The organism is Pseudoalteromonas caenipelagi, assembly GCF_013140855.1.
GTDB lineage: Bacteria > Pseudomonadota > Gammaproteobacteria > Enterobacterales > Alteromonadaceae > Pseudoalteromonas > Pseudoalteromonas caenipelagi.
In genome coordinates, this window is the sequence record NZ_JABBPG010000002.1 from 252224 (window position 1) to 266235 (window position 14012).

A 14012-nucleotide genomic window follows, 5' to 3' on the forward strand; every position below is an offset into this window, starting at 1 on the left:
TTAACATCAATGCAAGTCACTATGATTCAGTATAGATGTAATTTCAGAACATACCGCATTGAATTGAGATGCGCAGTGTGGAAGCATATCTGCTATTTTATCCGTGTGTTGCTCTTTTGCTGCGAGTTCTAGCTCAAGGTATAAATTGGCAAGCTCTACAGCGCCAATAGCCTTAGCGGACGACTTGAGTTGGTGTGTTAAGCTTCTAACTGACTCTATATCTTCTGGACTCTCATACAGTTTGTCCATCATCGGATTTGAGTCGTTAATAAAACTTTCTAAAAATGCCTGCTGAATTTTCGTGTCGTCTCCAACGTAGGTTGATAGCAAGGATAAATCTAACGTTTTATGGTTGTTATTTTTGACTTTATTGTTCACTTTAGGTGGTATGTTGTTGGTAGCGCTGGCAGATGGCATCCATTTGAGCAATAAGTTTTTAAAATAGGCCAATTCAATAGGTTTTGATATATAGTCATTCATACCACAAGCGATACACTTTTCTCTTTCACCACTAAGTGCGTTGGCCGTAGCTGCAATAATAGGAATAGCCTTTTTCACTGAGTTTTGTTTTTCAAGCTCACGGTATTTTTTGGTAAATGTGTAGCCGTCCATAATGGGCATATGGCAGTCAGTAATGATTAATGCAAATGAATGAGTTTCGATAAATTCAAGGGCCATTTGTCCGTGTTCGGCAATCATACACTGATAACCCAGTAAGCTCAGTTGGCGCCTAAATACTTCTTGATTGTAAGCGTTGTCTTCAACAACCAAGATTAGCTGATTATTTTGTTGTGCTTGCTCAATGGTAGGTAACGCCAGTTCATCGTTATTAACCAGTTGCGTAAGTGGTATATCGGGGCTGATAATCCCTTCCCTAATGGCTATGTGCTCTATTATTTTGAAGCTGTAGTAGGGGTTGTAATATATGGGGTCGAAACAACTTTCTGTGGGTAGCGGAACCGTGAAGTTATTACTCACCAAAATGATATAACATGTTTTATTGTTGTCAGGCTTAAATTGATAGTTGGCGGTGATGATCTGTTGATAGCGTTCAAGAGTTACGACCACATAGTCAACATTTAGCGCCTGAACATTGGTATCATTTATGTTTATCCAGTTAACAACCTTGCTGTCGGCACCATGTGCGAGGAGGTTAGTATGCAAGTCCTGTTCAAAAATATCTCCATCACCTAATATGCAGACACTAACACTATCAAAAACAATCTCAATCTCGCGTTCGCTCTTTGAGGAGCATTTGCTATAAGGTAGCGTAACTTTAAATGTGCTGCCGATATTCTCGCTACTTTGACACATTATTGAACCTTGCATCATGGTAACAAGTTTTTGCGTAATGGATAATCCTAGACCTGTGCCACCAAATTCTCGTTGAATACTGCTATCAGCCTGAGTAAATGGCTTGAAAAGCAACTTTTGTTGCTCATTGCTCATACCTTTACCATTGTCTATTACTGAAATCTCTAGTTGTTTTGGATCTACTTGCGATTTAGACAACTTGATTTCGATCACCCCTATTTTGCTTGATGATGTTTTGGTAAATTTAACCGCATTGCCGACGAGGTTAAGTAAAATCTGTCTTATTCTTGATGGATCACCGAGTTGCCAGTACCCTAACTCAGGTTCAAACATAAAGTACATTTGGAGGTTTTTTTCTTTTACTTGGTGCGATAGCAGCTCCGCAATTTCTTTGATAACACCACGCCAGTTAAACGGTACTCTATCGATTGTCATTTTACCTGCTTCAATTTTTGAAAAATCGAGGATATCGTTAATAATTCTAAGCAGCATTAGAGCAGAATTTTTAGCAACAGAAGTCAAATGGCTTTGTTCTTGTGAGAGTTTACTTTGGTTGAGTAAGTCAAGCATACCGACCACACCGTTCATGGGGGTCCTTATTTCGTGGCTCATGGTTGCTAAAAAGCGAGATTTTGCATCATTGGCAAGTTCAGCTTTGGCTTTGGCGTCTTCTAACTGGAACGCATCTTGTTTTCTTTGAGTGATGTCATGCTGGTACATTAATATTGACTTACCGTTAAGCGTTTCGATTGTGGTAATAATGACTTCAAACCATATCGGTCCCTCTGTGATAGCGTATTCACACTCAAGCTCTGCTAAATAGTTATCCTGAAATTTTGCTTCTCGCAGAGCATCTAGTAAGGGTTTCTTTTTAATCAGTGGTAGAGTATTAATCGCATCAATACAGTCATCACCCACATTAAAAAAGGTGTTTAAAAATAGTCCGCCACTGAATTGGTCTGCATGTTGAGTCTTAAACCAATACTGATTTACTAGGGTTATATTTGCGTTGGAGTCCAATAACAAAATAAACGCGGGTATGCTATCAAGGGTTTGTTGTAAAAGGCGCTCTGTCTCTTTATTTTCTTTCAATGCTATCTCTAAGGCTTTACGCTGCTGGTCAGCCTCTTCCATTTTGGCTAGGGCCGCCTCACGCGCAGCTCTTAAGGCCGTCTGTTGCCTTTGTTGGCGATTCTGCTCCATTACTAGTAAAGTGACATTTTTTATAATACCCACAAGTGTTTTGTTTGTGGGGTCATGTTTGTCTTGTTCAGATAGCTGCCAATTTGCGGCAAAACCAACATGAGTAATATAGGGTAGGTTCTGTGTGGTAAGTTGCAACGTGATTGATTTTAAGCTGCTGTGATCTTTTATTGCTTGCAATAATTCGTGACGGCTTGATGGTGTTATTAGCCGAAGTAGACTTCGAGCAGGGTAGTGGCGTGTCTCGCTAGGTAGGGTTAACATGTTGGAAAGCTCTTTTGAAACATCTACATGTGTATTTCCATAACGCCATTCCCACGATCCCATGTTAGCAATTTTTTGTGCATTATTGAGTTGTATTTTATCTTTTTCTAACTGTTGTTCTGAGTGCGCAAGCTGAGTAAAAGCCTTGCTTTGCACCCGGTATGCAATGAGTAATATGGCGCCTCCAAGTGATAACAAGATAAGTAGCTGGATAGAAAACTCTTGCTGTACACTTTTTATAACCGCATTGATTGAGACGATTTCTTGTTCAGCACCTACACCGATGCTTAACTCGTTGTCCCACACTAAAACCCCCAGTACTTGTTTGCCTAAGTAGTTTTTATATTGACGTTCGGTCATGGGGGGGCGTAATACTTTTGTTGATGCGGCGATATTATCTTCGTTTGACTGTTGTTGGTTGGCATAGACACTTCTATGAGTGATGATATTATTTTTATCAAAATAAATAATATTCGAATCAGAATCTAAAAATGGGGATTTCAATATAGATATCAAAGGGCTAATGTTATCCAAAGAGTACCAAACTTGATAGGGTAATATGCCTTGTTCGTTTAAGAGCTGAGTTGCAAAGTGCGCACTTAGTTTATTGTCAGAAAGAACTGTGGACACAATCACTTTCCCTTGCTCAGCTAGGCTCTGCTGATGTTTGGTTTGCTCTAGTGCAAGCGTTAATTTTTCATTGCCGTTATGTAACCACACTTGGTTGAGTGTATCGTAAATCGCAACATTTGGATTTGAGATATAACCTGACAATATTGTTGGGTCTTCTATCTGTGCTTTTGTAAGAGTAAAAAGCGCTGATTGAACGGATGCTAAGGCATTTTTTGCAGGTCTATACCAAATAGCTTTAACACTTTTTAGGGTATGCACGGCGTTGTTACGCAATTCAGCGGTTAATTGTCGTTTTAGTTGCCCCTCAAGCCCCCGTTGACTTACTTTATGTGCCAATAGCATTACCAGCAAGATTGAAAATAGCACAAATGATAGCTGCCAATAACTCACGGCGGTATTTCTGTGTATTTCGTTTGGCTTCATTAGTAACCACATCGAGTAGGTCAAAATGCCTCCCACAACGGTTACTGCAATAAATGTGATTAAAATGACCTGGCATTTTAAGCTGGTGGTGCGTATGTGGTCACGCGCGAGGGTTTGTCCACTACTTATTATTTTAGCACTCAAAGCAGTTAGTTCGTTGATGTAACGTGTACTTACTTCCCACCATAGGTTGGGGGGCATATGCGCCTGTCCTTTGACTCTTAAGGTGTTTATTAAATTTAATATCTGCGTTTTTTCCTTAGAACTTTCAATTTTTTGAATACTCTCTTTTAAACTTTCGGTTACATACAAGTTAGTGAGTACATGGTTCAAGTTAGCGTTAAGATAGAAAATTTTTGGAATAATTTGATTTTTCTGTACTGTAGGAGAGTTAAGGTACACGCCAACGTTAGCTCGCAGTTTTCCGGCATGTTCAATCGCCTTTAATAAGCTCAAGTAAATAGATAGATCTGGGTAAAATATGTGACTTTCGTTGTAGCCAACAAAGGTTTTGTGCTTAATTGCCAATACGGTATCAAGCAGTGATTCAATGACATTAGTGTATTGTGAAAAGGACTCGCTCTTGGTTATTTGCAAAGTACTGATTTGTTCTCTTATTGTTGCAACTTGTTGGTGGTAACTATTAAGTATTTCTATGGTGTTACCATGTGATATCACATATTCTTCTTGATTATAAAAGCGAATGATTTGTCGGAAATACTGATCAGTTTCATGTTGATATTTTAGTAACAAGGGAGGGGGAGCTGATTTGTTGTGAACATGGAATACAGAGGTTGTTCCTCGTTCCCTTTGTAGGGAAAAAATAACATCTCCAATTAGCACAAATTGTTCGCTATTTATTTGCACTTGCTGGTGCATTTTTAGATTTTCTCTCTCTAAATAGTATTGCTCTGAGATGCTATCTAATACGTAAAAACAGCCTAGTAGAAGGGTGAAACATAATAGCTTCTTCAAGATTATTTGCATATTTTCGTCACTAAGAGGCTTTAATAAACTACTATAGAACAAGGTCTAAAAATTGCTATTACACTTCGATATGAAAAAACCCGAAAAGCCAGCAAATGAACCTCTAAGGATTCAAACACTCAATCAACTAGGATTGTTGGATACCGAGCCTGACCCTAAATTAGATCGGTTGACAGAATTTGTGGCGCACGTTTTTTGTGTGCCTGTCGCTTTAATTAGTTTAGTTGACAGTGAACGACAGTGGTTTAAGTCCAAAGTTGGTTTGGATGCGTGTGAAACCTCTCGTGATATATCATTTTGTGGCCACGCTATTTTGGATCCTGGTGTTTTTGTCGTTGCAAATACGCTTAAAGATGGGCGTTTTAAAGACAACCCGCTGGTGACTGGTCCGCCATACATTCGATTTTACGCAGGTGCTCCGTTGATTCTGGAAAATGGCAGTGCAATTGGCACCTTATGTTTGATTGATATAGAGCCTCGCACTTTTGACGAAGATGACATAAAAGTACTTAGAGAGGTGGCAGACAAAGTCGTTAATGAGTTTTGCTAAAAAGTGGAGAATAAGCAAAATTACTTACTTACCTGCAGGTTTTTGGTGCGTCTGTAGTTAAAAATCGTTACAATTGTGACTTTATATCATTACCCTTGCGGTGCTTTTCATTTTTAAAGGTTTTCCATCTGTCGATGACTGACATCACAACTCACCAAGACTCTAGGCGCAGGCTACTGATTGCGTTAGCTATTACATGTTCATTTATGGTTATTCAGTTAATTGGGGCGTATTACTCGAACTCTTTAGCTGTATTGGCTGATGCCGGGCACTTATTTGTACACAATAGCTCTTTATTTATTGCCGTTATAGCCTCCAGTATTGCCGTTTATCTTGCAAAAACCTTTAACGATGGTTACAAGAAAGCGGAGTATATCGGGGGACTCATTAATGGCATTTTATATTTGGCCATTTCAGTACTGATAATTGCAGAGGGCGCACAACGGTTCATACACCACAACGATGGGCATCAATTAGAAGTGAACTCCTATTTAATGTCAGTGATTGCTAGTATTGGCTTTTTGTTTCATGGCCTGTCAACTTGGGTGCTCTATAAAGGCAGAAAAGACAGTATTAATGTGTACGCGGTATTTTTGCATTCATTCTTCGATTTACTATCCACAGTATCCACATTTCTTGCCGGGGTGATAATCTACGTAACAGGTTGGGAAATAGTAGATATTATCTCAAGTTTGCTAATTTCAGTGTTTGTTTTAATAACCGGAGTTAAAGTAGTCAGAAGTTGCATTAATGGGCTATTTTTTACGCGTATTACATTGCCAAAAATTGCTTCCGTGGAACAAGAAATTCTCAAAACAGAGCATGTTGAAAGTGTCCATAATATCACTGTGAGTGAGGTAGACGGTGTATTGGCTATTGGTGCACACATCGTGCTGAAGCATCATTGTACTGTTGAATTACACGATGCATCCTGTAGAGTACAGGTCGAAACTTTATTAAAGAAACACTTCAACGCACAACAGTGTGTATTGCAAATTGAAAGCCACCAATGCCCAGAACATTAGAACGAGCATACAAGTTGAGATAATTATTAAACACACATGGATGAATCACGCTTCTCATCCTTAAGGGTCGGATAGTTGCAGTGCTGATTTTTTTAACGTCAATTGTGTCTAAATAGTTGGCATTATGAGCATTTTATTTTACCTTTAAAGGGTAGTATTTCAGGAATCTCAAGTGCCGAGTTATCTTCACAAATATATGCCCATACTCTTAACAATACTTTTTGGTATATTGGGAGGAGGGGCGAATTTATTGCCATTCTTTTTCTTAGATACGTCGGAATTTCTATTCGGGCAATTTTTCGTATTGCTCTGTCTGGTTTTATTTGGTTGGCAAAGCGCGCTTGTTGCAGTGGCAATTGGTGCAGGGTTTATTTTTTATCGTTGGGGGCATAGCTGGCCTTCAGTCGTGTTTTTGCTTGAAATTATTTGGCTACAAATATTTTGCGTATCAAAAGGAAAACCTTTCTTTGTCAGGGGACTCGGTTTTTGGCTATTAGTTGGTCTGCCAATGTTGTTATTTTTTGGCTATTACTTATTGAGTTTATCCTATCTAGTTATTGCCACTGCTTTGGCAAAATACTTTATAAATGCGGCACTCTACCTAGCCATTACTGACTTACTCAGTTTCTTTTTTATAAGACATTTATGGCGAGCTCACCCGCTAAACTCCATATTGAATTATACCATCAGCCTGTTGATCGTCTTGGTGGTGCTGATCACCTCTATCGTGTTAACGAATAATAGCTATCGTAGAATAGAGTTTGAAGTGCAAGAACAGTTAAATTCGTCAGCTAATAATATTAGTTCTCAACTGAATGATTATTTGCAGTCATATCGCCGAGCCGTCGTTGGCGCTGCAAAGTCGGTAGAATTAGGATTAGATGAAAGTTCGGTTATTAAAACTTTGGTGGACTTACAGCCAGATCTTAGAACAGCGATATTTGCAGACAAAAAAGGCTTAATCACCGATTTTTACCCAAGTGTATTTAATAGTAATCGCGTTGGAGAGTCACTATCTGTTGTTGATCGAGAGTATTTTGTGCAAGCTCCTTTTTACCCTGATGGTTATGTTTCATCCATCTTTCAGGGGCGAGGTTTTGGTAGCGACCTCATTGTAGCTATTTCAGCGCCAGTTTTTGAAGGTGAGCATTTTAAAGGGGTTGTTGAGGGCTCGTTGCTGTTTGGTTCATTTTCTCGCTTTCAGCCAAATATCCTTGCTCATAAGGGAGATGTCGTTATCTTAGATAATGACAATAAAGTAGTGTTTAGCTCTCTAGATAAGTCGTTTGAAGCGCTCGATATCGTTGATTCAAGTATTTTAGCAAGTTGGTTTGACGGTGAGCAAGCATCGTACACGACTAATACTGGTGAAGTATACTATCGTCATGCAACGAAAGTTGATGGGCTTAATTGGACCGTTGTGACGCTACTTGAAGGGCATATTATTAGATTGGCCGCAGCATTAGCATGGATGAAATCATTACTACTGGCGTTGGTTATTATTGCTCTAAGTAGCTTTTTTGTAAGCCAGTTATCGCGATTTTTAGTGAAACCGATTAATGCGCTAAGCGAAGATATTAATCGTTTTGAACCCAATACCTTGCTAAAGAACTCAGCAAGGGAAGAGGTGAGTTGCTTGGAGGTTATAACACTGCAACAGCACTTCAATCAATTGGCTTTTAAGCTCACAATGAGTTTTTCAAAGTTGCAGCTTGCAAATGATGAGAATCAAGAGCTTAATAAAAAACTAACCAACTTCAATCGTGCACTCGAACAGCAAGTAAATGAAAAAACAGAAGAACTTTTAGAAGCAGTTGCTTCTGCAAATAATGCCAATAAGGCTAAAAGTCGCTTTTTGGCTAATATGAGCCATGAAATTCGCACCCCAATGAATGGCATTATTGGCTTAACTGGCCTACTACTGGAACAGAAGAAAGGTGACGAGGACACGTTAAAACAATTGGATATTGTACATACCTCTGCAAAAAACTTGCTTCTTATACTCAATGATATTCTCGACTATTCTAAAATAGAAGCGGGCGCTTTAACGCTGGATCTACATCCTACGGATGTGCTTAAAATGTTCGATAATTTAGCGTCATTATTTCAGCAGGCAGGACTAAAAGAGCATGTTGAGTTTGAATATCTATTGTCCCCCAAATTACCCACTTGTTTGCAGATAGATTCATTGCGAGTTACTCAAATTACCAATAACTTACTAAATAATGCCAGTAAATTTACAGAGCAAGGAAAGGTCACGTTAAAAGTAGATTATGAAAGTGAAAGGCTGATTGTGAGCGTCCAAGATACAGGGATTGGGATTAGCAAAAAACAACAACAACACTTATTTAAAGAGTTTACTCAGTTAGATGTATCAACAACGCGTCGCTATGGCGGAACGGGGTTGGGATTAACTATTTCAAAACGCTTAGCCACTTTAATGGAAGGCGATTTGGAGGTTGTGAGTCAAGAACAGCAAGGAAGTTGTTTTACCCTCTCTATCCCTGCACCTAGCACTGAATTGTTGGTTGAAGAGCAGCCAATGGATACTCATCTTGACCTCAGTGATGTCAGCGTGTTGCTTGTTGAAGATAATATAGTTAACCAAATTGTAGTGGCAAAAGCTTTGCAAAACACACATTGTATTGTTCATAAAGTGATGGATGGTGTTGAGGCACTGGCATTTTTAAAAGAGCATAGCGTCGATATTATTCTAATGGATTGTCAGATGCCTAATATGGATGGGTATGAGTGTACTCAGAATATACGAAAAATGCCTAATATTTATGGGCAGCCTTATATCATTGCTATCACTGCTAACGTTTATAACGAAGACCGACTCAAGTGTTTACGCAGTGGAATGGATGGGTTCGTTGCAAAGCCTATAGACAAAGAGTTGTTGTTCAAAGCGATGAAGCAATATCAAACGGATAGAAAATACAATTAGTGCATGCTTACGCCAACGATATCTTCTAGTTCTTTTGCGCTAACAGGCACAGAAAAATAGTAACCTTGCATTAAGTGGCAACCAAGCTCTTTTAAGAATGAGAGCTGCTCATTGGTTTCTACCCCTTCTGCAATACAAGACATATGTAAGCTTTGTGCCAGCAAGTATATGGTTTTAATGATAGATTTATTGCTGCTTAGCTCATTCATTTTTCGTACAAACCCTTGATCTATTTTGATAATGTCAATGGGAAACTGGTTTAAGTATGTCAGTGATGAATAGCCTGTCCCGAAATCGTCAAGAAGCAAAACAAAGCCAGCTCGTTTAAGTTCATGGAGGGAGCGTTTGGCTTTTTCTGTATCTTCCATTAGAGAACTTTCTGTGATCTCTAAACGGAGTACTTCTGGACCTAGACCAAAAGCTTGTAAAATATTTATCAGGTTCTGTGCAATATCTGATTTTAAAATGTGCACCGCTGAAAGGTTCAATGAAAGATAAAATCCTTTGCCACTGTCTATCAGCGAGTTTAACTCATATAATGCGCGTTTTAATGCTTGCTCAGTCATAAGTTCAATAAGCCCAACTTCTTCAGCTATCGGTATAAAGTCCATAGGGGAAATAGATTCACCTTGGTGCTTCCATCTCATAAGTAATTCAACACCGACAACTCTGCCACTTATTATGTTTACGATTGGTTGGTAGCAGTTGTATATCTCGCCGTCTCTGTAGGCTGTTTTTAATGCATTTTCCAGTGTTAACTTTCGAGAGAATTGTGAATTCATTTGACTGGTGAAAAACTTAAAACCATTTCTTCCCGCTTGTTTAGCGTGGATCATAGCAATATCCGCATTTCGTATGAGCATCTCAGGAGATTTAGCATCAAAAGGGTACATTGCGACACCGATACTTGCTGATATGCTCATTGATATACCGCCTATTTCTATTTTGTTCGGTAAACTTTCGAGCAATAAAGTGGCCAGCTCACTGAGCTTATTTGGAGAGTGTACATTTTTCACCAACACTAGAAACTCATCGCCACTTTGACGACCCAATATACAGTTATCACTTAGTTTCTCAGAGATCCGCTCCGTGATTTTAATTAATACTTGGTCGCCGGTGTGATGACCATATGCATCATTAATTGGCTTAAACTTATCGAGGTCAATAAATAATAACGCACAATATTTGCCAGAAGATTTTGCATTATGCAGTGCAAACTCTATGTGTTGTAGCATCAAACTTCGGTTTGGTAATTTAGTTAACGTATCAAAATTGGCAAGGTAGCGAAGCTCACTTTCAGCCTGCTTTTGCTCTGTTAAGTCTGATATTACAATTACATAGTGCTCAATGCGCTCGTTATTTTTGGAGATTGCATTAATACTTAAATGAATGGGATGAGCGTTTTGATGGGAGGTTTTAACCGTTAATTCTTGTCTTATATTTTGGTTTGGCTCAAGGTTGCTCATTCTTTCTAACAAGCTGTTGAGTCTATTTAGACCTACAACATGCGCGAGCTTGCGAAAGGACAGCTCTTTAATTGCAGTTTCTTCATTTAGTTCAAAGGCTTTGCAAAAGCTGGTATTCGCAGACAGTGGGTTGAGCTCAGCATCTAAAATTAAGATCCAATCACTGACTTGGCTAAATGCTTCACCGAGTATCGTTGCACGTAAATCGACCGCTTTTTGTTCAGTCACATTAGTATAGATCCCCATGACCTTTTGCGGCACACCGTGTTCATCAAAACTTAGTACTTGCCCGATATCATGGTACCAAAGCCAAGGTTGTGTATTGCCTTTGACACGATATGTAAGTGAAAACTGTTTGTTTTTTGTTGAGTTAAGTATTTGCTCCCACACTAGTTGTACTCTACTTCGGTCTTCAGGGTGGATAACCTCAAAGTATTTCCTTAACGGCACTTTATCGGTCTTGGACTTACTTAGTGAGCAATCGACATTTCTATTTTGTGTCACCAAGTTTGATGGGAGATCAACCTGCCAAACACCACTTCGAGTGGTATTTAATGCCATTTCCGTCTGCTGTTTACTGACTGTTACCTCATGTAAAGCTGCTTCAATTTCTCGACGTTTATTGTAATTTTGTCTAACCCAGGCCAATAAAGCTGTAAATCCAATTACAAAATACAGCACCCACGCTAAAGTAGAATTGAATAATGAGTTTTCTACTTTAAAAGGTAGCTTAACTACATCAACCGTTGTGTCGTTTCCTAACGTTTTTTGCTCGATAGTCAGCGTGTAATAACCGGGTTTAAGTTGGTTAAAAAACAGGTAGCTCGCTTTTAAGTTATCAAACTTGATAGCGGTGGGGCCCTCTAAGTTTGCACTGTATTCATAAATCGATTGTTTGGAAAAGTCGAAGTTACTGAATTTTATTTTTAATCCCAAGTCATCTTGTTTTAGTACCAACGGATAGGTATTCAAAAAGTTCGGGAAATACTCCAACTCTCTAGTCATTAAGCTTATATCAGTGATATACAGGTTTGTTTCGGAGCTGTCTGTTTTGACGAAGTCTTCAGGAGAAAACCAAACCATGCCATTGATTGTACCAAAGGCAAGCTTTGCGTTTTTAATTACAGAACTTGCATTGGCATTAAACTCCCCATTGGGAAGTCCATGATTGACATCAAATTTTTTGATCTGCTTGGTTTTAATATTGAGCTGAATCAGTCCAGATTGACTGCTAATCCACAAGTTACCAAAGTTATCAGGTTGTATTTGATATAGTGTTTGAGAGCCATTACCCGATGAGGTGTCTATTTTGAATTTGACTGATAAGTCTTTTGCGTCCAGAGCAATGATGCCTTCGATTGAGCTTGCGAGCCAAATGGTGCCATCTGGCGTTGCGACCCAGCTATCGATCACAGAGTATCGTTCTGAGTCTTGCTTAACAAACTCATAGATTGTACTGATTGTGCCAGTTTCTTCATCATAACTGATAAGTTTCTGCTCGGTACTTAAAAGATATTCATTGGGCCTTGAAGGAAGAGGAGGTAAAAACTTATACGCAGTATCGATATCGAGCTGTTGGGTTAAGTGAGTTAATGGTTTTGCCTGTTGAGATTTAACATCATAGACAAAAAAGCCAGCTCTACTGATGAAAGCAACTCTCTGATCTGGTAATAAATGAGCACCCCAGTTTATCGTTTCAAATGGGTTAGTAATTAGTTTTGAGCGTAACGGAGGTAATCGGGTATTGCCGCTGTGTTTGTTCAAGAGCATTAAACCGGTTAAGGTTTCTAGAAACAGCTCGTCAGACTCGAGATTATTTGGCTCCAAGATTTGATACACCGAGTTAGTTGCATAGGCTGCTTTTGGGTCAGTATTTTTAAAGTAATGTTTTGGGTTGTCATCAAATAGTGAGCTGAACCTTAACATACCATTATCTGTACCTAGCCATATCTCGCCTTTACTATCTTGATGTATAGACCATATGTTATTGTTATTAATGCTCTCATTGGTTGCTTTGAGCACTTGGAAGCGTAAGGATGTCATAGGCCAATAGTAGGCACCTTGATTTAGCGTAGCCATCCAGATGTTGCTGTGTTTATCAAACATTAAATCAGTGACACTGGTCTGAGATAATTCATATTTGCTGTCTTGTAATGACAGCAATTCTTCGGCTGACTTGGTACTACGGTTTATCTTATAAACGCCTAACTCTGTAGCAATAAGTTCGCCATAAGGAGTAATTTCATGATCCCAAATATTAAGCTCAGGGACTAAGGTATATGCGGCATTCAGTTCTAAAGAATTGTTGTTTAATGGTATTGTATACAAGCCTTGTACAGTGCCTACAAGTAGCCCAATAGCGGGGTCTAGCTTAAGCAACTTTATGTTGTCAGTTAGACTGGTTCTAACTTGCGGATCTAGGAACTCTTGTTTTAAAAGCTGTAACGACTCAAGGTTTAATCCAAATAGGCCTTGATTGGTGCCAATCATTATTTGTTTATCGATTCTTAGCAATGACCTGATATAACTATGGCTTTCAAGCGAGGCAACTAGCGTAGAGCGTTTAGTGGATAAGTCTATTTTATATAGAAAATTATCGATACCAGCATATATCGAATTACCTATTTTTATAGCAGCGGTGATTTCTGAGAATGCGTTTGTGTTAGTAATTAATCTGCCAGAATAGACCTGCTCAATATTAAGCGTGTTTACATCTAAAAGGTACGCGCCACTAAAGGCGGTTGAGATAAACAAGGTATCACTATCAAGCAATTTCAACAGTGAGATATGCTTTGTTGATAAGTTTATAGGTTCCTTTACAATTTCAACAATATCGCCATCATAACGGTTTAATCCTAGGTGAGTACCAATCCATACGTAGCCATACTTATCTTGCACAATATTACTTATGCTTGCTTGAGATAAACCTTCTTCGGTGGACATTCGGTTGACCGTATTGCTATTAAGTGCAACTGCATCACCTTGGAAAACGACAAGTAATAAGCAAAAAAATATAATAAGCACACAGCTTCGATGCATCTAATAACCCTTTGTGGTTTATCTAATTATAAATGGTGCTGTTTCCTGACATGTTTCCTCTTTGTGGCGTGAGGGGTAAGGTAATTCCATTTTCTATTACAAAGTAGGTCAAACCACTAATTTAACACAGTGTTTATATTTAATGCCACTATAATTAAAGT

Annotated in this window: 5 protein-coding genes; 3 read left to right on the plus strand and 2 right to left on the minus strand. The window is 38.8% G+C overall.

All coding sequences use genetic code 11. The features are described from left to right. Positions 1 to 6: 6 nt before the first annotated feature. Entirely contained in the window at positions 7 to 4812 is a 4806-nt protein-coding gene (locus HG263_RS05890; protein WP_171625151.1) for an ATP-binding protein, read from the minus strand. Positions 4813 to 4894: 82 nt separating this feature from the next. Between HG263_RS05890 and HG263_RS05895 the strand changes: the two genes are divergently transcribed. From HG263_RS05895 to HG263_RS05905, 3 genes are all read left to right on the plus strand, one after another. Next, positions 4895 to 5374, plus strand: a complete 480-nt coding sequence (locus tag HG263_RS05895) for a GAF domain-containing protein (protein ID WP_171625152.1) — start codon at positions 4895 to 4897, stop codon at positions 5372 to 5374. Between the two features lie 134 nt (positions 5375 to 5508). Next, positions 5509 to 6399 carry a cation diffusion facilitator family transporter gene (locus HG263_RS05900; RefSeq protein ID WP_171625153.1) on the plus strand — a complete coding sequence of 297 codons (891 nt, stop codon included), beginning with the start codon at positions 5509 to 5511 and terminating at the stop codon, positions 6397 to 6399. A 250-nt stretch (positions 6400 to 6649) separates the two neighbouring features. Continuing rightward, entirely contained in the window at positions 6650 to 9346 is a 2697-nt protein-coding gene (locus tag HG263_RS05905) for a hybrid sensor histidine kinase/response regulator (protein WP_246239893.1), read from the plus strand. Here the strand turns inward: HG263_RS05905 and HG263_RS05910 are convergent. Beyond that, the gene (locus tag HG263_RS05910) at positions 9343 to 13851 is read right to left on the minus strand and encodes an EAL domain-containing protein (protein ID WP_171625154.1); all 4509 of its coding nucleotides are present in this window, start codon (positions 13849 to 13851) and stop codon (positions 9343 to 9345) included. The two genes, HG263_RS05905 and HG263_RS05910, sit on opposite strands and share 4 nt — an antisense overlap. Between the last annotated feature and the right edge of the window lie 161 nt (positions 13852 to 14012).